Source organism: Cohnella rhizoplanae (assembly GCF_948329515.1).
Taxonomy (GTDB): Bacteria; Bacillota; Bacilli; order Paenibacillales; family Paenibacillaceae; genus Cohnella; species Cohnella rhizoplanae.
This window is the reverse complement of the sequence record NZ_CAOJCN010000019.1, coordinates 1-23340: the sequence shown is the minus strand read 5'-3', so window position 1 is coordinate 23340 and position 23340 is coordinate 1. Positions and strand designations below refer to the sequence as shown.

21 protein-coding genes are annotated in these 23340 nt (G+C 62.7%); 19 read left to right on the top strand and 2 right to left on the bottom strand.

The genetic code is table 11. The annotated features are described in order from the left end of the window. The first annotated feature begins 5 nt into the window (after positions 1-5). The 10 genes from tilS to cysK all read left to right on the top strand — a co-directional run bounded on the left by tilS (position 6) and on the right by cysK (position 11789). Complete coding sequence (gene tilS, locus PQG80_RS22070; protein WP_271753801.1) at positions 6-1448, top strand: tRNA lysidine(34) synthetase TilS; 1443 nt, start codon at positions 6-8, stop codon at positions 1446-1448. A gap of 23 nt (positions 1449-1471) precedes the next feature. Continuing rightward, a complete protein-coding gene (hpt, locus tag PQG80_RS22065) occupies positions 1472-2014 on the top strand; it encodes a hypoxanthine phosphoribosyltransferase (RefSeq protein WP_271753800.1) in 543 nt (180 codons plus the stop codon). Between the two features lie 104 nt (positions 2015-2118). Next, positions 2119-4146, top strand: a complete 2028-nt coding sequence (ftsH, locus tag PQG80_RS22060; RefSeq protein WP_271753799.1) for an ATP-dependent zinc metalloprotease FtsH — start codon at positions 2119-2121, stop codon at positions 4144-4146. Between the two features lie 376 nt (positions 4147-4522). Further along, a complete protein-coding gene (nadA, locus tag PQG80_RS22055; RefSeq protein WP_271753797.1) occupies positions 4523-5461 on the top strand; it encodes a quinolinate synthase NadA in 939 nt (312 codons plus the stop codon). Between the two features lie 56 nt (positions 5462-5517). After that, positions 5518-7131 (top strand): L-aspartate oxidase, encoded by a 1614-nt coding sequence (gene nadB / locus PQG80_RS22050; RefSeq protein ID WP_271753795.1) that lies wholly within the window; start codon positions 5518-5520, stop codon positions 7129-7131. Continuing rightward, a complete protein-coding gene (gene nadC / locus PQG80_RS22045; RefSeq protein WP_271753794.1) occupies positions 7124-8023 on the top strand; it encodes a carboxylating nicotinate-nucleotide diphosphorylase in 900 nt (299 codons plus the stop codon). Before nadB ends, nadC begins: the two co-directional genes overlap by 8 nt. Continuing rightward, a complete protein-coding gene (locus tag PQG80_RS22040; RefSeq protein WP_271753792.1) occupies positions 8020-8784 on the top strand; it encodes a type III pantothenate kinase in 765 nt (254 codons plus the stop codon). Before nadC ends, PQG80_RS22040 begins: the two co-directional genes overlap by 4 nt. 54 nt (positions 8785-8838) lie before the next feature. Beyond that, positions 8839-9717 carry an Hsp33 family molecular chaperone HslO gene (gene hslO, locus PQG80_RS22035; protein WP_271753791.1) on the top strand — a complete coding sequence of 293 codons (879 nt, stop codon included), beginning with the start codon at positions 8839-8841 and terminating at the stop codon, positions 9715-9717. Between the two features lie 24 nt (positions 9718-9741). Further along, positions 9742-10710 carry a peptidylprolyl isomerase gene (locus tag PQG80_RS22030; protein WP_271753789.1) on the top strand — a complete coding sequence of 323 codons (969 nt, stop codon included), beginning with the start codon at positions 9742-9744 and terminating at the stop codon, positions 10708-10710. A gap of 140 nt (positions 10711-10850) precedes the next feature. After that, positions 10851-11789 carry a cysteine synthase A gene (gene cysK / locus PQG80_RS22025; protein WP_271753788.1) on the top strand — a complete coding sequence of 313 codons (939 nt, stop codon included), beginning with the start codon at positions 10851-10853 and terminating at the stop codon, positions 11787-11789. An 86-nt stretch (positions 11790-11875) separates the two neighbouring features. On the opposite strand, the gene PQG80_RS22020 is transcribed toward cysK, so the two are convergent. Together PQG80_RS22020 and PQG80_RS22015 are read right to left on the bottom strand one after the other, a co-directional pair. Then, positions 11876-13312: an NAD(P)H-binding protein gene (locus tag PQG80_RS22020; RefSeq protein WP_271753787.1), complete on the bottom strand. Its 1437-nt coding sequence runs from the start codon at positions 13310-13312 to the stop codon at positions 11876-11878. 111 nt (positions 13313-13423) lie between these two features. Continuing rightward, a complete protein-coding gene (locus PQG80_RS22015) occupies positions 13424-14593 on the bottom strand; it encodes a copper amine oxidase N-terminal domain-containing protein (protein ID WP_271753785.1) in 1170 nt (389 codons plus the stop codon). 205 nt (positions 14594-14798) lie between these two features. On the opposite strand from PQG80_RS22015, the gene PQG80_RS22010 reads away from it, so the two are divergent. From PQG80_RS22010 to lysS, 9 genes are all read left to right on the top strand, one after another. Beyond that, positions 14799-16418 (top strand): anthranilate synthase component I family protein, encoded by a 1620-nt coding sequence (locus tag PQG80_RS22010; RefSeq protein WP_334219839.1) that lies wholly within the window; start codon positions 14799-14801, stop codon positions 16416-16418. Further along, positions 16415-16993 carry an aminodeoxychorismate/anthranilate synthase component II gene (gene pabA / locus PQG80_RS22005; RefSeq protein WP_271753783.1) on the top strand — a complete coding sequence of 193 codons (579 nt, stop codon included), beginning with the start codon at positions 16415-16417 and terminating at the stop codon, positions 16991-16993. Before PQG80_RS22010 ends, pabA begins: the two co-directional genes overlap by 4 nt. Continuing rightward, positions 16990-17910, top strand: coding sequence for an aminotransferase class IV (locus PQG80_RS22000; protein ID WP_271753782.1), 921 nt, complete (start codon positions 16990-16992; stop codon positions 17908-17910). Before pabA ends, PQG80_RS22000 begins: the two co-directional genes overlap by 4 nt. Next, positions 17907-18761, top strand: coding sequence for a dihydropteroate synthase (gene folP / locus PQG80_RS21995; protein ID WP_271753781.1), 855 nt, complete (start codon positions 17907-17909; stop codon positions 18759-18761). Before PQG80_RS22000 ends, folP begins: the two co-directional genes overlap by 4 nt. Before the next feature lie 7 nt (positions 18762-18768). Further along, entirely contained in the window at positions 18769-19128 is a 360-nt protein-coding gene (folB, locus tag PQG80_RS21990; protein WP_271753780.1) for a dihydroneopterin aldolase, read from the top strand. Positions 19129-19172: 44 nt separating this feature from the next. After that, positions 19173-19721: a 2-amino-4-hydroxy-6-hydroxymethyldihydropteridine diphosphokinase gene (folK, locus tag PQG80_RS21985; RefSeq protein ID WP_432432792.1), complete on the top strand. Its 549-nt coding sequence runs from the start codon at positions 19173-19175 to the stop codon at positions 19719-19721. Then, entirely contained in the window at positions 19690-20709 is a 1020-nt protein-coding gene (dusB, locus tag PQG80_RS21980) for a tRNA dihydrouridine synthase DusB (RefSeq protein ID WP_271753779.1), read from the top strand. Before folK ends, dusB begins: the two co-directional genes overlap by 32 nt. Positions 20710-20949: 240 nt before the next feature. Continuing rightward, positions 20950-21426: a transcription elongation factor GreA gene (greA, locus tag PQG80_RS21975; RefSeq protein ID WP_271753778.1), complete on the top strand. Its 477-nt coding sequence runs from the start codon at positions 20950-20952 to the stop codon at positions 21424-21426. 139 nt (positions 21427-21565) lie between these two features. Further along, positions 21566-23086, top strand: a complete 1521-nt coding sequence (lysS, locus tag PQG80_RS21970; RefSeq protein ID WP_271753777.1) for a lysine--tRNA ligase — start codon at positions 21566-21568, stop codon at positions 23084-23086. The last annotated feature ends 254 nt before the right edge of the window (positions 23087-23340 follow it).

Below are 23340 nucleotides of genomic sequence, written 5' to 3'. Positions count from 1 at the left end.
TACGAGTGGAGGCGCAAGACGAGCTGGGCGCCCGGGTCGCGCGGTCGCTGAGGGATACGTTCGGCATCGGGCCCGGCGCGCGCGTCGTCGCGGCCGTATCTGGCGGGGCGGACTCGATGGCGATGCTCCACCTGCTCAAGGCCGCGGCCGACCGGGACGGCTGGCATGTCATCGCCGCGCATGTCAATCACGGGTTTCGCGGATCGGAGTCGCAGGCGGAGGCGGAGCTCGTACGGGACATTGCCGCCGCTTGGGGCATTCCGTTCGAGCTTGCCGAGATCGATATGCCCGCCTATATCGCGGCGACCGGTCTCAATCCGCAGGCGGCTTCCCGGGAACGGCGGTACGCGTTCCTGCGCGAGGCCGCGCGGATGCACGGCGCCGCGTCGATCGCCGTCGCCCACCACGCCGACGACCAGGCGGAGACGGTGCTGATGCGGATGCTGCGCGGCAGCGGCGTCACCGGCCTGGCAGGCATTCCCTTGCGGCGCGGCGAGCAAGAGTTGGAACTGATCCGTCCTTTGCTGCGTATAACCAAGAGCGAGCTGCTCGCATACAACGTACGGCAAGGCGTGCCGTCCGCGAGCGACAGCAGCAATGCCAAGACGCATTACCTTCGGAATTCCGTGCGTCTCGAGGCGCTTCCCTATCTCGAGCGGTACAACCCGGACCTGCGCGCCGGGCTGGCCCGACTGGCCGAGCTTGCTTCGGCCGAAGACGATTATATGGAGGCGGCTGCCATACGCGCGCTGGCCGCGGGGGCCGAGCGGTCCGGCGCGGGATGGAGACTGGACGCGGACGTATTCCGGGGGCTTCACCTTGCTTTACAACGCAGAATGATTAAACTAATATTAAATGGTCTTGCAGGACCGCATGCCCAGGCTCGTTTCGAACAGGTCGAAGAGATCGTAGCGACGCTGACGGCCGAGCGGCCGGACATCGCCCGGATCGACGTCGGGAGCGGACTTGCGCTGATTCGGGAGTATGGCTATGCGTACATAGGGCCTGCGCCGGACGCGCAAGCCGGCTATATCTATACCGTCGCGGAGATCCCCGCGCATTCCGGAGAGCTGGAGCTATCGGTGCCCGAGTGCGGACTCGTGTTCCGGTTCAGCCGGGAGGACGAGATCGTCGACCCTACGCCGGGCTCCCGCTGGGAGGCCTTTTTTGACGAGGCGGAGCTGCCGATGCCGCTTGCGGTGCGCAGCCGCATGCCGGGGGACCGCATGGACCCCCTCGGACTAAACGGCTCCAAGAAGGTGCAAGATATACTCGTCGATGCCAAGGTCCCGCGCAGCCTGCGCCACTTGAACCCGCTGCTCGTCGACGGCGCCGGCCGCATCCTCTGGATGCCGGGTCTCAGACGCTCGCGGCATGCCGTGCCGGGAGAGGGAACGGGCGGAGCGATCCGCGTGACATGTTCGGAGTCAAGCCATCATACCGTTTAATATCGGCCTGGGAGGTCCCATCGTTGCAGAATGACATTCAAGAAGTACTCTACTCGGAAGAGCAGATCCAATCGAAGGTACAGGAATTGGGAGCCGCCGTCAGCCGCGATTACGAGGGGCGCAACCCGCTGGTAATCTGCGTGTTGAAGGGCGCCTTTATTTTTATGGCCGACCTGTCCAAGAACATCACGATTCCGATCGAGCTGGACTTCATGGCCGTATCGAGCTATGGCAATTCTACCCGATCCAGCGGCGAGGTCCGCATCGTCAAGGATCTCGACAACTCCGTCGAGGGACGCGATATTCTCATCGTGGAGGACATCATCGACAGCGGCCTTACGCTTAGCTACCTGATCGACGTGCTTGAGCGACGCAACGCGAAGTCCGTGCGCGTAGTCGCGCTCTTCGATAAGCCGGGGCGCCGCACCGTCGACCTGAACGCCGACTATACGGGCTTCACCATTCCGGACGCATTCGTCGTGGGCTACGGTCTCGACTATGCCGAGCACTACCGCAACCTGCCCTATGTGGGCATTTTAAAAGAAGAAATTTACTCGAACCGCTGAGTACTACAGCCTTCCGATGGTTTTTCCGCGCAACCGCGCGTTTTATTGAGATACCGAGACAGGCTATGGTAAAATGATGAAAGCGTGTCGGGAGGAGGTCAGGGATGAATCGGTTTATCCGGAATACGGGATTTTATCTGCTAATATTTTTGGTGACCGTCGGCATCGTTCAATTCTTCATAGGCAAGAATACGACGACCGAGCCGCTCACCTACAATCAGCTCATGACTGCGATCCAGTCGAAGACCATTCAGGACCTCGAGATGCAGGTCAACCGCGGCACCTATCTGCTGACCGGCCACTTCAAGGAAGGCCAGGCGCCCGAGGGCCACAAGGGCGAAGCCTTCTCGACCCGGATTCAGACCGATCAGGACGCCAACAAGATCAACGCCGCGGCGGTTGAGCAGGGCTTCGATCTTAAGAACAAGCCGATGCAGGGCGAGAGCTTCTGGCTGACGTTCCTCACCTCCATCATACCGTTCGTCATTATGTTCATCCTGTTCTTCTTCCTGATCAATCAGGCGCAGGGCGGCGGCGGCAAGGTGATGAACTTCGGCAAGAGCAAGGCCCGTCTCTATAATGAAGAGAAGAAGCGCGTGACGTTCGAGGACGTGGCGGGCGCGGACGAAGAGAAGCAGGAGCTCGTCGAAGTCGTCGAATTCCTGAAGGATCCGCGCAAGTTTGCGGCCCTCGGCGCCCGCATCCCGAAGGGCGTGCTCCTCGTGGGCCCTCCGGGTACCGGTAAGACGTTGCTGGCGCGCGCCGTTGCAGGCGAAGCCGGCGTGCCGTTCTTCAGCATCTCGGGCTCGGACTTCGTCGAAATGTTCGTCGGCGTCGGCGCATCCCGCGTGCGCGATCTGTTCGAGAACGCGAAGAAGAACGCGCCTTGTATCATTTTCATCGATGAAATCGACGCTGTGGGCCGTCAACGTGGCGCAGGCCTCGGTGGCGGACACGACGAGCGCGAGCAGACGCTGAATCAGTTGCTCGTCGAGATGGACGGCTTCGGCGCCAACGAAGGCATCATCATCGTCGCGGCGACCAACCGTCCCGACATTCTCGACCCCGCGCTGCTTCGCCCTGGCCGATTCGACCGTCAGATCACGGTCGACCGTCCGGACGTCAAGGGCCGCGAAGCGGTGCTCAAGGTTCACGCGCGCAACAAGCCGCTGAACAAGGACGTCAAGCTGGGCACCATCGCCAAGCGGACGACCGGCTTCACCGGCGCGGACCTGGAGAACCTGCTCAACGAAGCTGCGCTCCTCGCCGCGCGCAAGAACAAGAAGGACATCGCGATGCAAGAGGTCGACGAAGCGATCGACCGCGTCATCGTAGGCACCGAGAAAAAGAGCCGCGTCATCAGCGATCGCGAGAAGCGCATCGTGGCTTATCACGAGTCCGGCCATACGATCGTCGGCTTCTTCCTGGAGCACGCCGACATGGTGCACAAGGTGACGATCATTCCGCGCGGACGCGCGGGCGGTTACGTCATCATGCTGCCGAAGGAAGATCGCATGCTGGTCACCAAGCAAGAGCTGCTGGATAAGGTCACGGGCCTGCTCGCCGGCCGCGTCGCCGAAGAGCTGTTCATCGGCGAGATCGGCACCGGCGCATACAGCGACTTTAAGCAGGCGACGGGCATCGTGCGCAGCATGATCATGGAGTACGGCATGAGCGACAAGCTCGGACCGATGCAGTTCGGCGCGACGCAGGGTCAAGTGTTCCTCGGGCGCGACATCGGCCACGAGCAGAACTACTCGGACGCGATCGCCTACGAGATCGATCAGGAGATGCAATCGATCATTCAGTCTTGCTACGACCGGGCCAAGAAGCTGCTCACCGAGAAGAGCGCCGAAGTGCATCTGCTCGCGAACACGCTGCTCTCCGTGGAGACGCTGGAACTGGAACAGATCAAGGCGCTCATCGAGAAGGGCGACATCAACGCGGCAGTCGACAGCGGCGATGGCAGCGGCGAATCGGGCGGCGGAGAGCCGACCGGCGCGGAGCCTACGATCGATACGCTCGGCGGCAACGTCCGCGTCCGCATCACCCCGCGCGACGAAGAGACGAACGCCACGCAGACGCCTCCGAATCCGGACCAACGGACGGAAGACGACAACGAACCGAAATAACGGCTGTACGAATAAACCCGCGACTTCGCTGCATGTGCAGCAGGTCGCGGGTTTTGCTTGATCTAACCGTGTATGCGATTTCATTTTCTCCGCCATATTGTACCGTAATTTTCGCATAGTCCTTTCTCTGTCGCTCGGTAGGAACGGGTGTTCCTGCCTTCATGGAATCGTCATGAAAGCCGATAAATACGAGGAAAACTTCTTCCAAAAATCTGTGAACATTCATTGACAGTACCCCCTGGCAAGTGTAAATTTATTGTTGAATCACTGACGACGGTTGCGATTTTGGCGACCCGTTTTTGAGAAGCGGCCTAATTTGTGCTTATTTTCACAATTCAGCATATCCTGGCGTCAACGCCGCAGGAGGAGACTCATCATGGAAGCTTTAGCCCTTGAACGGAAAGCGGAGCAGAATCGCGAGCTGCGCGAGCGCCTGGCCCAATTAAAGAAAGAACGCAATGCCATCATTCTGGCTCACTACTACCAGCGCGACGAGATTCAAGAGGTAGCCGACTTCCGGGGAGACTCGTTCCTGCTTGCCCAGAAGGCCGCGCAGACGGACGCCGACGTCATCGTGTTCTGCGGCGTGCACTTCATGGGCGAGAGCGCCAAGATCCTCGCGCCCAACAAGGTCGTGCTCGTGCCCGACGAGCGCGCGGGCTGTCCGATGGCGGACATGGTCAACCCGATCGGCCTGCGCGAATTGAAGGCGAAGCATCCGAACGCCAAGGTCGTGACCTACATCAACTCGTCGGCGGACGTGAAGGCCGAGACCGACATCTGCTGCACGTCGGCGAACGCGGTTCAGGTCGTTAACTCGGTCGACGCCGACGAGGTGATCTGGTGCCCGGACAAGAACCTCGGACACTACGTCCAGCAGCATACGGACAAGAAAATGATCATCTGGGAAGGTTACTGCAACACGCACGACATGCTGACCGTCAAGGACGTGTACGAGATGCGGGCCAAGTATCCGAACGCCCAATTCGTCGTGCATCCGGAATGCCGTCCGGAGGTCGTCGAGCTCGCCGACTTCGTCGGAAGCACGACCGGCATCCTGAAGTATTGCCGCGAATCGAGCCACCAAGAATTCATCGTCGGGACCGAAGACGGCACAGGGTATCAGCTGCGCGTGGACAGCCCGGACAAGACGTTCCATTTCGCGAGCAAGTTCCTCGTCTGCCCGAACATGAAGGTCAACAACCTGAAGAAGGTCGTCAAGGCGCTGGAGACGATGCAGCCGCAGATTCACGTGCCGCAGGACGTCGCCGACAAGGCGCGTCTGTCGCTGGAGCGCATGCTGCTCGTCAAGTAATGCCGCAAGGCAGCCGAGAGACACCAATAACTTCAGGCGGGGAGTCGCAGAGGGCCATGATACCACGTTATATCGTCGATTTCGATCCGGCGGCGCTTGAGACCGTACAGACGGATATCATCATTATCGGAGCCGGGATCGCGGGCTTATTCGCGGCGCTGCAGGCGGCCAAGGAACGCCGCGTGCTCATGATCACGAAAAAGTCGCTGTTCGACAGCAACACGCGCTATGCGCAAGGGGGCATCGCGGCCGTTATCTCGGAGGACGATTCGCCCGAGTTTCACCGGCAGGATACGCTGATCGCCGGTGCCGGACTATGCGACCCCGAGGCTGTAGACGTGCTCGTGCACGAGGGGCCGGACTGCGTCCAGGACCTGATCGAATACGGCACGCTCTTCGACGAGGAGGACGGGCACTTCGCGTTGACCAAGGAAGGCGCGCACAGCCAGCGGCGCATCCTGCATGCCAACGGCGACGCGACCGGCTACGAGATCGTGCGCGCGCTCGCGGCCAAGGTTCAGAGCGTGCCCGAGGTCGAGGTGTGGGACGATCACTTCGTGCTCGACCTGCTGACGGAGGAAGGCGAATGCATCGGAGCGCTTGTGCAGAAGCCGGACGGCACGCGCGTGATCGTGCGCGGCTCCGCCACGATCCTCTGTTCCGGAGGGACCGGGCAGCTGTACCGTTATACGACCAATCCCGAGGTGGCGACGGGAGACGGCATCGCGATGGCTTACCGCGCGGGCGCGGTCATTCGCGATATGGAGTTCAACCAATTTCACCCGACTTCGCTCTGCTACCCCGGCGCGCCGCGCTTCCTGATCTCGGAGGCCGTGCGCGGCGAGGGTGCCGTGCTCCGCAACATCCGGGGCGAGCGCTTCATGGACAAATACCATCCGCAGCTCGAGCTGGCGCCGCGGGACATCGTGGCCCGGGCGATCGTGAGCGAGATGGAACTGACGAAGTCGACGTATGTTTACATTGACATCACGCACGAGACGCCGGACCTCATCAAGCACCGTTTTCCGAACATTTACGAGTTTTGCCTGAATTACGGCCTCGATATGACGACGGATTGGATTCCGGTGGCGCCTGCTGCCCATTATATGATGGGAGGCGTCCGCACCGATCTGAACGGCGAGTCGAGCATCGCCCGCCTGTTCGCCTGCGGCGAGGTGTCGTCGTCCGGCGTGCATGGCGCGAACCGGCTGGCGAGCAACTCGCTGTCCGAGGCGATCGTCTTCGGACGCCGCATCGTCGAGCGGATCCGCTCGCTGCCGCCGGTCTCGCTCGAGGCGCGTACCGGGTATGCTGCCGAGCGCATCGGCGTGCCCGCGGGGAAGATGGCGGAGCGCAGGCTCAAGCTGCAGAAGCTGATGGTCCGCTTCGCGGGGCTGCGGCGCGAGGCGCACGGCCTGACCAAGGGGCTCGAGGAGCTGCGCCGACAGTCGCCGCTGTATCAGACGGAGATGTCGACGCGCGAAGAGTTCGAGTACGCGAACCTGCTCACCTGCGCGACGCTGATGATGGAGGCGGCGCTCCTGCGGGAGGAGAGCCGCGGGGCGCACTACCGGGAGGACTTCCCGGACAAGGACGATCTGCTCTGGCGCAAGCATTCGCTCATGCACAGGGAACGGGGCATCGGAGAGGAGTTCATAGGCGATGTTTGAATCGGAAAAGGATTGGGAAATCGCGGGACCGGCGGTCGACGCGGTCAAGGCGCAGTTGAAGGCCTGGCTGGCCGAGGACGTCGGCAGCGGCGACGTGAGCACCATGTCGACGGTGCCTGCGGGACACCGGTCGAAGGGCATCATCCATGCCAAGGAAGCCGGCGTGCTGGCGGGCATGCCGCTCATGCGGCTTGTATTCGGCATCGTGGATCCGTCGCTGGGCGTCGAATCGCGCGCGCATGACGGCGACCGGGTCGAGCGCGGCAACGTGCTCGCGGTCGTCGAAGGGGCCACGCACAGCATCCTGACAGGCGAGCGCCTCGCGCTGAACCTGCTCCAGCGGCTGTCCGGCATCGCGACCAAGACCCGCGTCTACGTCGACGCAGCCGAGGGCTTCCCGGCACGGATCGCCGACACCCGCAAGACGACGCCGGGCCACCGCACGCTGGAGAAGTACGCCGTGCGCGTCGGCGGCGCGAGCAATCACCGCTTCGGCTTGTACGATGCGGTCATGATCAAGGATAATCATATCAAGGCGGCCGGCGGCATCTCCGCCGCCGTCGCTTCGGCGAAGGCGCGCATTCCCCACACGATGATGATCGAGGTGGAGGTGGAGTCGCTCGAGCAGGCGATAGAGGCCGCCCGCGCGGGCGCGAACGTCGTCATGTTCGACAACATGTCGCCGGAGCAGATGAAGGCCGCGTGCGCCGAGCTTCGCGGCATCGCGCCGCATATCGTGCTGGAAGCTTCCGGCGGCATCCGCCCGGAGCGCGTCCGCGAGGTCGCGGCATCCGGGGTCGACGTGATCAGCGTGGGCGCGCTCACGCACTCCTTCAACGCGCTGGATATCAGTCTGGACCTGAACGAGATCAAGAAGGGGGAAGTCTCTTGATTCTGGTCGTCGACGTCGGGAACACCAATATCGTGCTCGGCCTGTACGATGGCACGGAGCTTCTCCATCACTGGCGGCTCAGCACGAACCGCTCGGCCACGGTGGACGAGTACGGGATCATGCTGACCAACCTGTTCAGCATCGCGGGCATCCGCGCGGCGCAGATCGACGGCGTCATCGTGTCATGCGTCGTGCCGCCACTCATGCATACGCTCGAGCGCTTGTTCGACAAGTACGTCGGGCGCGAGGCGCTCGTCGTCGGACCGGGCATCAAGACGGGCCTCAATATCCGCTACGAAAATCCCAAGGAGGTCGGCGCGGATCGGATCGTCAACGCCGTCGCCGGCATCGAGCACTACGGCGCGCCGCTGGTGGTCGTGGACTTCGGCACGGCGACGACGTTCGATTATATAGACGAGGCGGGCGCTTATCTCGGCGGCGTGATCGTGCCGGGCATCGGCATCTCGGCAGAAGCGCTCTACCAGCGGGCGGCGAGGCTGCCGCGCGTCGAGCTGGCCAAGCCGCGGGCGGTCGTCGGCCGCAACACGGTGGCCGCGATCCAGTCCGGCGCGATCTACGGCTATGCCGGTCAAGTCGACGGCATCGTGAAGCGTATCTGCGCCGAGCAGCGCTGCACGCCGCGCGTCATCGCGACGGGCGGTCTCGCGGAGCTGATCGCGGGCGAGTCGGAGACGATCGAGACCGTCGACTCGATGCTGACGCTGGAAGGATTAAGAATCATTTACGAACGCAATCTATAAGAATCGCGGCCGGGTTTACCGGCCCTCCATCACAGAGGCAAAGGAGCGGATGAAGTGACGGACGAACTGATCAGAGGCACCGCCTGGGGCGGCGCCGTGCGCGTATTCGGCGCGAAGACCACCGAGCTCGTGCGCGAGCTGCAGCGGAGACACGACACGTTCCCGACGGCTTCGGCCGCGCTGGGCCGTGCCGCTACGGCGGCCGCCATGATGGGCTTCATGCTCAAGGGCGACGAGAAACTGACGGTGCAGGTCAAAGGCGACGGGCCGATCGGCCAGATCGTCGTCGACGCCAACGCCGCCGGCGAAGTAAAAGGCTACGTCGATTATCCGCACACGCACCTGCCGAGCAACAGCTTGGGCAAGCTCGACGTGTCTGGCGCCGTCGGCAAGACGGGTTTTCTCAACGTGACCAAGGATCTCGGCCTCAAGGAGCCTTACCGCGGCAGCGTGCCCCTCATCTCGGGCGAGCTGGCGGAGGACTTTACGTATTACTTCGCGGCCTCGGAGCAGACGCCGTCCGCCGTCGGGCTGGGCGTTCTCGTCGATACCGACAACTCTGTGCTGCATGCCGGCGGCTTCGTCATCCAGGTACTGCCCAACATCAGCGACGAACAGCTGTCCCGGCTGGAACAGGCCGTCGCGGCGATGCCGCACGTGACCGCGCTGCTCGACCAAGGCGAGTCCGCGGAAGGAATATTGCGATTCCTGGTCGGCGACGACGTGACGATCCACGATTCGATCGAGCCGAAGTTTGTCTGCGGCTGCTCTCGCGAACGCGTCGAGCGTACGCTCGTCAGCATGGGCGAGTCGGAGCTTCGCAAGCTGATCGACGAGGACGGGCACGCCGAAGTGCACTGCCATTTTTGCAATGAAGCTTATCAATTCGACAGCGAGCAGCTCCGGGGGATTCTGGAACGCGCGACTTCTTAATATAGCAAAGGGAGGGATACGGCCATGTGGCAGACGAAGCGGCTGGGGAAGCCGATCGTTCTGCTTGCCCTGACGTGGGCGCTGGCTGCCGAGACGGGCTGTACGGCCAAGCCGGCCCATACGGCGGAGCCGCCCGGCACGGAACCGATCCCATCGGGTTCGATGACGGGGGCGCCGGGAGGAGCGGGCGATACCGTGGCGATCGTAGGAGAGACGCGCATCACCCGGCGGCAGCTGCTGAACGCGCTGCTCGATTCGTACGGAGAGCAGACGGTCCGGATGATGATGCTCCGGGTAGCCGTCCAGAAGGAGACCGAGGCCGACGGCATTTCGATATCGGACGAGGCGGTCGAGCGGGAGCTTCGCAAGGCGAGCGAGGGCTACGGGAGCCTGGAAGCCTTCTATGCCGCCAGGCAGGACCAGCTCGGCATGAGCCGCGAGGACGTGCGCAAGGATCTTGTCTATAAGCTGCAGCTCGAAGCGCTCGCCATCCGCGGCATCAACGTGACCGAGACGGACGTCGACCATTACATGAGCGATCATCCTGAAGCGTTCGCGCCGCGCTCGGAGCTGAAGCTGTCCCATATCGTCGTGGAAAAGCAGAAGGACGCTGAGCGCTTGCTCGGATTGCTGGAGCAGGGGGAAGACTTTGCGCAGCTGGCGGCTTCGGACTCCAAGGATGCGGAGACCGCGGAAGGCGGCGGAGACCTCGGGTGGGTCGAGTCCGACGATCCTTTCGTGGCGCCGGAGCTGCTGGAAGCGGCTTCGAAGCTCGAGATCGGCGAAGCCGCGGGTCCGATACGCACCGATGCGGGTTACGAGATCGTCCTCTTGTCGGGACGCAGGGACGAGGGAGAGCAGGAGCCGCAGGCGGAGCGGGATGAAGCGAAGCGTCAGTATGCGCTGTCGGTAGCGCCGTCTTTGTCCGAGGTCGAGCAGTCGCTGCTGGACAAATACGGGGCCCGCGTGCTTGACGGAGCGCTGCAATTTTAATTTTCGCGGCATTATCCTTCTATTGACAATCTTAGGCAACGTTGATAAGATGAGAAAAGATAAAAGCCGACTTAATTGGTCGGAATAGGATATTAGGGACGAAGCCGTCCGTTATCATGATGAGGAGGGAATTATTCGCCATGGCTAGAATCGTGCAGAATATCACGGACCTGATCGGAGATACGCCGCTCGTCCGCCTGAACCGCATCGTTCCCGAGGGCAGCGCGGAAGTGTACGTCAAGGTGGAGTACCAGAATCCCGGCGCGAGCGTCAAGGACCGGATCGCCATTAGCATCGTCGAGGAAGCGGAAAAAGAAGGCAAGCTGAAGCCCGGCGGCACGATCGTCGAGGCGACCAGCGGCAACACCGGCATCGGCCTCGCGCTCGTAGCCGCGGCCAAGGGCTACCGCGCAGTCATCGTCATGCCTGAGACGATGAGCCTCGAGCGTCGCAACTTGCTTCGCGCCTACGGTGCCGAGCTGGTGCTGACGCCTGGATCCGAAGGCATGAACGGCGCCGTCAAGAAGGCGGAAGAGCTCCTCAAGGAGAACCCGGATTACTTCCTCGCCGATCAGTTCAAGAACAAAGCGAACCTCAAGATCCATCTCGAGACGACGGGTCCCGAGATCGTCGAGGCGATCAACTCGCTCGACGGCAAGCTGGACGCGTTCGTGGCGGGCATCGGCACGGGCGGCACAATCTCCGGCGCCGGCAAGGTGCTCAAGGACAACTTCCCCGGCGTGAAAATCGTTGCCGTAGAGCCTGCGGCATCCCCGCTGCTCTCGAGCGGCAAAGCCGGTCCTCACAAGATCCAGGGCATCGGCGCGAACTTCGTGCCTGAGATTCTGGATCGCGAGATCTACGACCAGATCATCGCGGTCGAGAACGAAGACGCCTTCGAGTGGGCGCGCACGGCCGCCAAGAAGGAAGGCATCCTGTGCGGCATCTCCTCCGGCGCGGCGATTTTCGCAGCGCTCCAAGTGGCGAAGGAGCTCGGCGCCGGCAAGCGCGTCGTCGCGGTCGTACCTTCCAACGGCGAACGCTACCTGAGCACGCCTCTGTTCAACTTCGAGAACTAATAGCCAGGCAGACGATCCGGCCGCCCTTCGGGGCGGCCGGATTTTTGCGTAGCCGAAGGGCTGGAGCGCTCCGCAGCCCCGCTCCATCAACGGATATGCTTTTTCAAAAAGCGCCGAAACGCGTACATCACCCACAAGTGAATCTTGGCCTGCGAGTATTTATAAATAAACCAGGGCAGCGCCGGCAAATAATCGTGAATCGCGATGATGCACTCGTCGGAGTTCGGTACCTGCAGGAATTCCAGCCGGCCGCGATGCGTCTCCTTGCGGCTCGAGAAGGAGCCGCCCGTGATATAGTACAACGCCCGGGTCGGCGAACTCCGCTCCGTAGAATAAGTAAGCTCGAGCAAGGGCGCCTTCCGACCCGCCACGCGGATCCGGTAGATGTGCGCCCTGTCGTGCACGACCTTGATCAACGGTCCCGCGCACCGGTTCAGCCAGACCAGGTATGACTTCGCGGCGTTGCCGGCGTTCATTCCGGCAGGCAGCTTGACGCGCTGCACGGAGCGTACGTCCGACTTCGCCGCCCCTCCGCGCGATTTTCGCTTTTTCCCGCTCGCGGCGCGGCCGTCGCGGATCGCTTTGTCCCGTTCCTGCCGGATCGCTTCCTCCGCCGCCTGTCGAAACGAAACGACGCCCTCGCCGATGCCGCTCTCCCGCGCCTCGGGCTTGGCAACCATGGGGTGCACGAGGCTCTCGATCAGCGGATAGGCCATCTCCTTGGGCGTTCCGGTAACCAGGGCGAGCCATAGACGGGACAGGTACACGGAAAAGGCGGGAAACGGGATAAAAAGGAGCTTCTTCCCCAGCGCCTCCGCCGTCTGGCCGAGCATCTGCTGGTAGGTCATAACGTCGGGTCCGCCGATATCGATCGCGCGTCGATACAGGTCGGTCCGTCCGATCGTCGCCGTCAACGCATCCAGAACTTCTGATAGGGCGATCGCGTGCGTGAGCGTGCGCGTCCACCTGGGGAGGATCATGACGGGCAGGCGTCGCACGAGCTTCAGCAGGATTGGAAAAGAAGAACCCTCGGGCCCCACGATCAGGCCGGCGCGCAGCGTCGTCACGGGTACGCCGTACGAAGCGAGCACCTTTTCCACTTCAAGCCGGCTCCTAAGATGGCGGGACAGCTCGCTCGGCGGGACGTCGGGCGGGATGATGCCGCTCAGGTAGACAATCTGGCGTACGCCCTTCCTGCTGGCGGCCCTGGCGAAGTGATCGGCGAGCAGCACGTCCATATCCTCGAACCGGGCTTGCGTGAGCTTGGCCGAAGGGAGCATGGAGTGAACCAGGTACACCGCGTAATCCGCGCCCTCCAGCCCCCGTTCGGCATCGATCAGCGAGAAAAGGTCGCATGAGCGCCAAGTCACGTGGGGCTGATCCTCCCGGCCCTCGCCGCGCGACAGCGCGATCACGTCCGCGAACGGCGTCAGCCGCTTGAGCAGATTGCGGCCGATATAGCCGCTCGCGCCGGTCAACGCGATGACGGGTCTTTTTGCCGGATTGCCATCCTGTATGCTCATGATGCTACGCTCCTCTAAATCCGTCTGCCGTCAAGTACCCGTTCTCGTCCGAAAAGTAACAAGCCCCGCCGGCGGCGGGACTTCGGAGTATTCATGGAGTCGGATCGCGACTCACAACCAATCTTTGACCGTCACCGTGAGCGTGCGGTGCTTACCGTCCTTGACGCCGACATAATCCAGATCGATGACGCCGTCTCTCTCGCCGCTCACCGTAAACGTGTCGCCATGGTAAGGGACGTCGTTCAGCTTGGCGTATTCCCGATCCTCGGGACCGAGCAGCTCGTACAGCTCCTTCTTCTTGCCGGTCCCCGGGTCGACCAGCGTCAGCAGCCCGGTTCGGTTCGGCCGGATGAGCAGGTACCCCGCGCCGATGCCTTCCACGCCATACGCTTCGTCCAGGCCGCCGAGCTTCGCCAGATCGTATGCATGATCCACCGTGCCGTCGGTATTCAGGATCCGTACGGTCCTGCCGTCCGTCAGGACGGGCTGACTGCCGAGACGCGTCACGTTCGGCGTCATTCGCTGCCAGTAATGGACCGCGGACTGGTCGACCAGTTTTTTGTTCTTGATGTACGCCGTCGTATATTGGACGTTGATGTGGGGTTCGCCGTAAATATCCGAGGCCGTGATCATGTACCCACCTGCGCCGAGTTTGTCGACCGACAGGCTCAGATACTCCTGAAGCTTGAAGTCGAGCTTCCCGGTCAGCACGGCCGGACTGTTGGACGGATCGGACTGGTAGAGGTCTCCGGTCTTCTTGTCCAGCCAGAACATGGACGGGGTCGTCGTGATGGCGTAGCCCGCGGCGTACGGATCGCCGTCGTCGATCGTTACCGTGCGCTGCGCGCTCTGCCACTTGACCTCGGCTCCTAGCGACTGCGCGACGAAGCGAACGGGCACGTACACGGTGTTGTTCTTCATCCGGGCCGGCGCGTTCAGCGCGAAGGACTTGTCGTTATGCAACGCGGTCTTGGCGCCGAGGGTCAGCTTCACCGTATGGTTGGGCGCATAGACGGATACGAGCTTCCGGACGCCGTCCCAGTCGACGTAAGACTTGAGCAGCTGGGAGACCATGCGGACCGGCACGTACACGCTGCCGCTGGCATCAAGGTATGGCGCCGCGGAACCGGCTGCAATCTCGTTGCCGTTGACGACGAGCTTGATGGGCCTCGGAGCGGCGGCGTCAGCTGGGATCGCGCCGGCTGCGGTCGCGGTGCCTGCCGCAAGCAGGAGCGCCAGGCCGAGAAACCGGGATCTGAGGAAGGGTACGCGAATATGCAAAGTAAATCATCTCCTTATGAGGTGTCGGCATTATGGAATCATGGACTCGAATAAGTAGACGAGCGCCAAGGCACAAAAGTTCCCAATTTAAGGAAGGGGGCTGCGACGGACCTTATGCAGTCGGCAGACGGCGCGGCCACTATCCGCCGAATAAGTTTGTTTGTATACTCTAAGAGGAAGGCAAGCCGAGGAGGACGATTCTCTTTTGAATAGATGCATGACGCTGGAGCAATGGCTGAAGTGGGCAAATCGCGGCTCCGCTGACAACGAACCGTACAGCCGGCTTCCGTACGTAGAGCGGCACCGGCTGCAACCCGGCGAAGACCGGGTGCCGCTCTGGCGCGGCGCTTGGGAGCGGTCCGGCGACAGCGCCTTCGTGCTCGAGAGCGGCAAAGGCGGCCGATACACGTTCCTCGGCATTCGGCCGAGCGCAGTGCTGACTGGCCGGGGCGACCAAGCCGAGCTGCTGCGCTGCGGCGGGGACGGCCCCGGTCAGGCCGCCGAGCGGCTGAGCGGCGATCCGGTCTCGGTCGTGCGCGAGATCATGCGCCGCTATCGCGCGCCCGCGGACACGGGGCTGCCGATGTTCATCGGCGGCGCCGTCGGGTACTGGAGCTACGATGTCGCGCGCTCGCTGGAGCGGCTGCCGCAGACGGCGGCGGACGAGCTCGGGCTGCCGGATTATGTCTTTCTGCTGATCGACGAGCTCTGGATCGTCGATCACGAGGCGGGCGAGCTGTACCTCGCCGTCCACGCCGACCCGGGCATTGCGCCTAGCGACGCGGAGCTCGCGGCCGCATACGACGCGGCAGGCGCGTGCGCGGCGCGCATGAAGGCCGACTGGGACGCGATCGTGGCGGCGGCCACGGCGCCCGAGGCGGCATCGGCCCTGGCGTCCGCGCGCGGGCTGCTTGCGGAGGAGGGGCTGGCGCTAGACGTGGAGGCGTTCGCGCGCGGGCTGCGGACCTCCTTTTCCAAGGAAGCGTTCGAGCGGGCCGTGCGGCGGATCCAGCAGTACATCGGCCAGGGCGACGTCTTCCAGGTGAACCTGTCCCTGCGGCAGACGATGCCCGTCACGGCAAGCCCGGAGGCGCTCTACGAGTGGCTCCGCCTCATTAATCCTTCGCCTTATATGGGTCTGCTGCGGCTGCCGGGCTTCAGCCTCGTGTCGGCGTCGCCGGAGCTCCTGGTCAAGCGCCAGGGCGAGCGCGTGAGCATGCGTCCGATCGCGGGCACGCGCAGACGCGGGCGCACGCCGGAGGAGGACGCCGCGATGGCGGACGAGCTGCTGGCGAGCGTCAAGGAGCGGGCGGAGCACATCATGCTCGTCGACCTGGCGCGCAACGATCTGGGCCGCGTCTCGGCTTACGGCTCGGTGCACGTGCCGGAGCTGATGACGATCGAGCGCTACTCGCACGTGATGCATCTCGTATCCCAGGTCGAGGGTCGCGTGGCGCCGGACAAGGACAGTCTTGACGTGCTGGCGGCGTCCTTTCCCGGCGGCACGATCACCGGCGCGCCCAAGATCCGCACGATGGAGATCATCGAGGAGCTCGAGCCCGTACGTAGAGGGGCTTATACCGGCTCAATCGGATGGATTGACTATGCGGGAAATATGGAATTTAATATAGTTATCCGTACGATGGTGGCGAAGGACGGCCTATGTCATATCCAGGCCGGCGCCGGCATCGTCATCGACTCCGATCCCGAGCGGGAGTTCTACGAGTGCCTGCACAAGGCCAAGGCGCTCTGGAAGGCGGTACAGTACGGGGAGCGGCTCAGCCCGGACGGGACGAAGGCCGACGCGAAGGGGGACTGGGCATGATTCTGGTCATCGACAATTACGATTCGTTTACTTATAACCTGGTTCAGTATCTTGGCGAGCTCGGCCAGGACATCGTCGTGAAGCGCAACGACGAGATCGATCTGGACGGCATCGCGGCGCTTAAGCCCGACCATATTCTGATCTCGCCGGGGCCCTGCACGCCGAACGAGGCGGGCGTCAGCCTAGCCTTGATCGACCGCTTCAAGGGCGAGATCCCGATCTTCGGCGTGTGCCTCGGGCACCAGTCGATCGGACAGGCCTTCGGCGGCGACGTCGTGCGCGCGCCGCAGCTCATGCACGGCAAGACGAGCGAGATGGCGCACGACGGCCGCACGATCTTCGAGGGCGTGCCGTCGCCGTTCACCGCGACGCGCTATCACTCGCTCATCGTGAAGCGGGACACGCTGCCGGACTGCCTGGAGATCAGCGCGGAGACGGACGGCGAGATCATGGCGCTGCGGCACAAGGAGTACGTCGTGGAGGGCGTGCAGTTCCACCCCGAGTCGATCATGACCGACCACGGCCGCACGCTGCTGCAGAACTTCCTGAACTACAAGTCGGGCCTGCGGCAATGAAGCCGCTGCTGCTGGACGGACAATTGAAGGACAGCCGGGAAGCCGTGATCTCAGTCTACGATCACGGCTTCCTGTATGGGATGGGCCTGTTCGAGACCTTCCGTACGTACGGCGGGCGACCCTGGCTGCTGCGCAAGCACGCGGAGCGGCTGGCCGAGGGCTGCGCAGCCCTCGGCATCGCGTACAGGCCGGACCCGGATGCGATGGCGGCCGGCGTGGCGCGGCTGCTGGAGGCCGGCGGCCTCGCCGATGCCTATATCCGCTGGTCGGTATCCGCCGGCAGCGGCGAGGTCGGCCTGCCTTCGGGCGAGTACGACCGTCCGCGCGAGATCGTCTACGCCAAGCCGCTCGCGCCGGACGACCCCGCGACGCGGCCCGGCAAGGCGCTGCGCCTGCTGCGTCTCCGGCGCTCCAGGCCGGAGATCGGGGAGCTCCGGCTCAAGTCGTTCCACTATATGAACAATATCGCGGCGAAGCGGGAGCTTCAGGCCGGGCGCGCAGCCGGCACCACGGAAGGCGTGTTTCTAAATGAGCGAGACGAGGTCGTCGAAGGTCTGGTGAGCAACGTGTTCTGGATTCGCGACGGAGAGCTGCACACGCCGTCCCTCGACACGGGTCCGCTCGCCGGCGTCACGCGGAGCTTCGTGCTGGATCTGGCAAGGCGGCAGGGCATCGTATGCCGCGAGGACCGTTATCGGTGGGACGAGCTGGCGCAGGCCGACGAATGGTTCGTCACGAACTCGATTCAGGAGATTGTGCCGGTCATCCGGCTGGAGGCATCGGACGGGACGCTTGTTCGCGGGGATTCGACAGCCGCGGACGCGGGCCGCGGGGAGGCTTCCGCAACTCCGGGCCCATGGACCCGCAGGCTGATGGCGGCCTACCGCGCCGCCGCGGAGAAAGGCGATGAAGCATGAATCCCGTCATTTACCATAGACGCTACCGCTTCGCGGACGGCCTGGAGCTCTCGCTAGGCCAACGGACGCTTGTCATGGGCATATTGAACGTAACGCCGGACTCGTTCTCGGACGGAGGGCAGTTCGATTCGGTCGAAACGGCGGTCCGCCGCGCGGCGGAGATGGCCGAGGAAGGCGCGGACCTGATCGACGTCGGCGGCGAGTCGACGAGACCGGGACACGAACCCGTCACCGCCGAGGAAGAACAGCGCAGGATTCTCCCGGTCATCGAAGCCTTGCGCAGGACGGTTCGGCTGCCGATCAGCGTCGATACGTACAGGCCGGAGACCGCGGAGCTGGCGCTGAGGGCAGGCGCCCACATTTTAAACGATATCTGGGGTCTTAAGCACGACCCCCGCATGGCGCGCGTGGCGGCCGACGCGCAGGTCCCGATCATCCTGATGCACAATCGCGCGCAGCGAGATTACCGGGACTTCGTGCCGGACGTGGCCGCAGACCTGCGGGAGAGCGTCGCTCTTGCGCAGGCTGCGGGCATCGCGGACGACCGGATCTGGCTGGATCCGGGCATCGGATTCGCCAAGGATTACGAAGAAAACCTCGAGCTGATGGGACGGCTCGGCGAGCTGAACGCGCTCGGCTATCCCGTTCTGCTGGCGACTTCGCGGAAGACGTTTATCCGCAGGACACTGGACCTGCCCGCCGGAGACGTAGTCGAAGGCACCGGCGCGACGACGGCGCTCGGTATCGCGCAGGGCTGCCAGATCGTGCGCGTCCACGACGTGCGAGCCATGAAGCGGGTCGCGGCGATGACGGACGCGATCGTATACCGCCAAGCGAAGACGGAGGAGTGACCGACAAATGGATAGGATGAAGCTGAAGCGAATGGTTTTCTACGGTTATCACGGCGTTTATCCGGAAGAGAACAAGCTCGGCCAGAAGTACTACGTGGATCTGGACATGAAGATCGATCTGAGCCGCGCGGCGGAGAGCGACGACGTGGCCGACACGGTGAACTATGCCGAAGTGCACGCGCTGATCAAGGAAATCGTGGAAGGGCCGCCAGTAAAGCTCATCGAGAAGCTCGCGGCGACCATTGCAACGGCGGTACTCGGTACGTATACTATTATCCATGAAGTCACGGTCGGGGTGACCAAGCCCAACCCGCCGTTCGACATTACGTTCGACGGCGTCACGGTTGAGCTGACGCGCGCCAGATGACCGATCGCGGGCGGCCTCGCCCGGAGGTATAGAAGGACTGAAGCATGATGAAGCTGGCTTATGTGGCGCTCGGCGCCAATCTCGGCGACCGGGAGCGGACGCTGTCGGAGGCGCTCTCGCGACTCGGCGGCATGCCCGGCATCCGCGTCGAGCGCGTATCCGCCATGTACGAGACCGCGCCGGTCGGCTATACGGACCAGCCTAATTTTATCAATATGGCGGCGGCTCTTGCGACGAGCCTGCCGCCGCTCGGCCTGCTGCGAGAACTGCTCGCGCTGGAGCTCGCGATGGGCCGGGTCCGCGAGTTCCGCTGGGGGCCCCGGATCATCGACCTGGATCTGCTGCTGTACGAGGACGAGACGCTCCAGACGGACGAGCTGACGCTCCCGCACCCCCGCATGGGGGAGCGGGCGTTCGTGCTTGCGCCGCTGCGTGACGTGTGGACGCCCGGCGAAGTCTTCCCCTGGGAAGCGCAGATCGCGCCGGCTGCGCTCGAGAGGGAAGGCATACGCCGCCTGGGTCCGGATTCGGAGCCGCGCGGCCCCAAGGAGGGGGAATCACATGCTGAAGATCGGCAATGTGGAGATGAATAACAACGTGGTGCTGGCGCCGATGGCCGGCGTTTGCAACCCGGCTTTTCGGCTGATCGCCAAGGAATTCGGCTGCGGTCTTGTGTGCGCGGAGATGGTCAGCGACAAGGCCATCCTGCACGGCAACCGGCGGACGCTGGAGATGCTGTTCGTCGACGAGCGGGAGAAACCGCTCAGCCTGCAGATATTCGGCGGCGACCGCGAGTCGCTTGTCGAGGCGGTCAAGTTCGTCGACAAGAACACGAACGCCGATATCATCGACATCAACATGGGCTGTCCCGTGCCAAAGGTCACGAAGTGCGACGCGGGCGCCAGGTGGCTGCTCGATCCGGCCAAGATTTACGAGATGGTCTCCTACGCGGTCGATGCGGCGGAGAAGCCCGTGACGGTCAAGATGCGCATCGGCTGGGACGACGAGCATATCTACGCGGTGGAGAACGCGCGCGCGGTCGAGCGCGCCGGCGGCGCGGCCGTCAGCGTGCACGGGCGCACCAGGGAGCAATTGTATACCGGCCACGCGAACTGGGATATTATAAAGGACGTTAAAGAGGCCGTATCCATACCGGTGATCGGTAACGGGGACGTATTCTCGCCCGAGGACGCGGAGCGCATGCTCGCGCATACCGGCGTAGACGGCGTCATGATCGGCCGCGGCGCGCTTGGCAATCCGTGGATGCTCTACCGGACCGTCCATTATCTGACCACGGGGGAGAAGCTCCCGGAGCCGGAGCCTTCGGAGAAGATGCGCATCGCGATGCTGCACATGGACCGCCTGATCAACCTTAAGGGCGAGGGGCAGGCGGTACGCGAGATGCGCAAGCATCTGGCATGGTACCTCAAGGGGCTGCCGGACGCCGCGCACGTCAAAAACGAGATTATGGAGATGACGCGTCGCGCCGACGTCGCCCGCCGACTCGACGAATACGTGGAGTCGCTGGCCGACCTCGACGTCTCCGCGCAGACCGAGGAAGGACCCGCGGTCGTCCATTGATTCGGGGCCAGCTCCCTGTCAATTGACATTTAATAGGGGTTGAAATATAATTCAAAGCAATATTCGCAAGACGGTCGAGATTGCCGCGGCTGGCCGGGACTTTCCCAGTCATGTCGGCGGCAATTCGCCATATAACTGTATTCAAGGTGTGCGTCCCGCCGCGCTATTCGCGGCGCTGCCTCCGCTAGCAAGCCTTCATGCCCGGCATGGATATCATATCTTCGACAGGAGATCGGTGAGATGAGCGAAAAAGAAGTGCTTCTGACCCCGGACGGGCTCAAGAAGCTCGAAGAGGAACTGGAGAACCTGAAGTCCGTCAAGCGCCGCGAAGTTGCTGAGCGGATTAAGGTTGCAATCGGTTACGGCGACATCAGCGAAAACTCGGAATACGAAGATGCCAAGAACGAACAGGCATTCATTGAAGGCCGCATCCTCACGCTGGAGAAGATGCTGCGCAACGCCCGGATCATCAACAACGACGAGATCGACCTGAGCACGGTCAGCATCGGCTCCACCGTCGTCGTCGAGGATCTCGAGTTTAACGAAACGCTTGAATACACGATCGTCGGCACGGCCGAATCCGATCCGCTGAAGAACAAGATCTCCAACGAGAGCCCCGTCGGGCGCGCCATCATCGGCAAGAGCAAGGGCACGACCGTCGAAGTCAGCGTCCCCGCGGGCATCATCCAATACAAGATCGTCGATATCAAAAGGTAATCGCTTCCGCCGGCTTCGTGCCGGGCGAGCGTTCAGGCCATCTGCGAAGAACGAAAAAGCTTCCGATAGCGGGAGCTTTTTTGAACGAAGAGGGGTGGTCCGTGCACGAACGGATTGAAGTAAGGAAAGGGTGTACACCATGAGTCAAGATATGGAACAACAGGCAGGCGCGGAACCTACCGCCGCCGAACTCAGCGAGATGCTGCAGATCCGCCGCGGCAAGCTGGACGAACTTCGCAAGCTGGGGATCGACCCGTTCGGGACCAAGTTCGACCGTACGGCCCAGGCGGGCGACATCCTCGCGCGCCTCGACGCCAAGTCGACCGAAGAGTTGGACGAGCTTGCCGAGGAAGTCAGCGTGGCGGGCCGCATCATGCAGAAGCGTTCGATGGGCAAGGCCTCCTTCGCGCACATTCAGGATCTGAGCGGCAAGATTCAGATCTACGTGCGGCAGGACTCGGTATCCGAGGATGAGTACAAAGCGTTCGGTATCCTGGACATCGGCGACGTCATCGGCGTCAAGGGCACCGTATTCAAGACACGTACAGGCGAGACTTCAATTAAGGTATCGGGACTAACGGTGCTTACGAAGTCGCTGCTTCCATTGCCGGACAAGTTCCATGGCCTTAAGGACGTAGAGACGCGCTACCGCCAGCGCTACGTAGATCTGATCGTGAGCCCGGACGTTCAAAAGACGTTCATCACGCGCTCGCGCATCATTCAGTCGATGCGCCGTTATCTGGACGGGCGCGGATACCTCGAGGTCGAGACGCCTACGCTCCATGCCATCGCCGGCGGCGCCGCGGCCAAGCCGTTTATTACGCACCACAATGCGCTGGACATGCAGCTGTATATGCGGATCGCGATCGAACTTCACCTGAAGAGGCTTATCGTCGGCGGTCTGGAGAAGGTATACGAGATCGGCCGGGTCTATCGCAACGAAGGCATGTCGACGCGCCACAATCCGGAATTCACCATGCTCGAGCTGTATGAAGCTTATGCGGATTACAAGGATATCATGAAGCTGACGGAGGAACTGGTCGTCCATCTCGCGGAGGAAGTGCTGGGCACGACGCAGATCGTCTATCAAGGGCAGGAGGTTAACCTGTCCGCGCCGTGGCGCCGTGAGTCCATGACCTCGCTGATCCAGAAGGCCGTAGGCATCGACTTCACGGCCGACATAAGCGACGAAGAAGCGCACCGTCTGGCCAAGGAGCACAAGGTGCCGGTCGAGCCGCACATGACGTTCGGCCATATCGTGAATGCCTTCTTCGAGACGTTCGTTGAGCACACGCTGATCCAGCCTACCTTCGTGACCGGACACCCGGTGGCCATTTCGCCGCTGGCCAAGAAGAATGCGGAGGATCCGCGCTTCACCGACCGCTTCGAGCTGTTCATCGTCGCGCGCGAGCATGCCAACGCCTTTACCGAGCTGAACGATCCGATCGACCAGCGTCAGCGCTTCGAGGCGCAGCTGGTGGAGAAGGAAGCGGGCAACGACGAGGCGCAGGATCTGGATGAGGACTTCATCCGCGCGCTGGAGTACGGCCTGCCGCCGACGGGCGGACTCGGCATCGGCATCGATCGCCTGATCATGCTGCTGACCGACGCGCCGTCCATCCGCGACGTGCTGCTGTTCCCGCATATGCGCGGCGAATAGAATGTAGATGGAGGCATTGAGCCGACTGTCCGTGAGGGCAGTCGGTTTTCTTATTCCTATGAAACGCACTTGCGAGCCTGCTTTCTAGACGAGCCGGGTAAGCATGCATAGCTTTTAAAATAGATTATAAAAAAGTGTTGCATTCCTCTAGGCGTCTGTGATATATTATTCAAGTCGCCGCTGAGAGGCCGCCGAGCAAGAGGCCGAGAGCGAAGACGAGATTGCTCCTTGAAAACTGAACATCGAGCGTTAAA

Bases quoted from the DNA above. Each gene is read 5' to 3' on its own strand.
- nadA (WP_271753797.1), top strand. From the start codon at position 4,523: ATGGAAGCTTTAGCCCTTGAACGGAAAGCGGAGCAGAATCGCGAGCTG.
- PQG80_RS22030 (WP_271753789.1), top strand. From the start codon at position 9,742: ATGTGGCAGACGAAGCGGCTGGGGAAGCCGATCGTTCTGCTTGCCCTG.
- nadB (WP_271753795.1), top strand. From the start codon at position 5,518: ATGATACCACGTTATATCGTCGATTTCGATCCGGCGGCGCTTGAGACC.
- dusB (WP_271753779.1), top strand. From the start codon at position 19,690: ATGCTGAAGATCGGCAATGTGGAGATGAATAACAACGTGGTGCTGGCG.
- folK (WP_432432792.1), top strand. From the start codon at position 19,173: ATGATGAAGCTGGCTTATGTGGCGCTCGGCGCCAATCTCGGCGACCGG.
- lysS (WP_271753777.1), top strand. From the start codon at position 21,566: ATGAGTCAAGATATGGAACAACAGGCAGGCGCGGAACCTACCGCCGCC.
- folP (WP_271753781.1), top strand. From the start codon at position 17,907: ATGAATCCCGTCATTTACCATAGACGCTACCGCTTCGCGGACGGCCTG.
- cysK (WP_271753788.1), top strand. From the start codon at position 10,851: ATGGCTAGAATCGTGCAGAATATCACGGACCTGATCGGAGATACGCCG.
- PQG80_RS22020 (WP_271753787.1), bottom strand. From the start codon at position 13,312: ATGAGCATACAGGATGGCAATCCGGCAAAAAGACCCGTCATCGCGTTG.
- ftsH (WP_271753799.1), top strand. From the start codon at position 2,119: ATGAATCGGTTTATCCGGAATACGGGATTTTATCTGCTAATATTTTTG.
- nadC (WP_271753794.1), top strand. From the start codon at position 7,124: ATGTTTGAATCGGAAAAGGATTGGGAAATCGCGGGACCGGCGGTCGAC.
- PQG80_RS22000 (WP_271753782.1), top strand. From the start codon at position 16,990: ATGAAGCCGCTGCTGCTGGACGGACAATTGAAGGACAGCCGGGAAGCC.
- greA (WP_271753778.1), top strand. From the start codon at position 20,950: ATGAGCGAAAAAGAAGTGCTTCTGACCCCGGACGGGCTCAAGAAGCTC.
- folB (WP_271753780.1), top strand. From the start codon at position 18,769: ATGGATAGGATGAAGCTGAAGCGAATGGTTTTCTACGGTTATCACGGC.
- pabA (WP_271753783.1), top strand. From the start codon at position 16,415: ATGATTCTGGTCATCGACAATTACGATTCGTTTACTTATAACCTGGTT.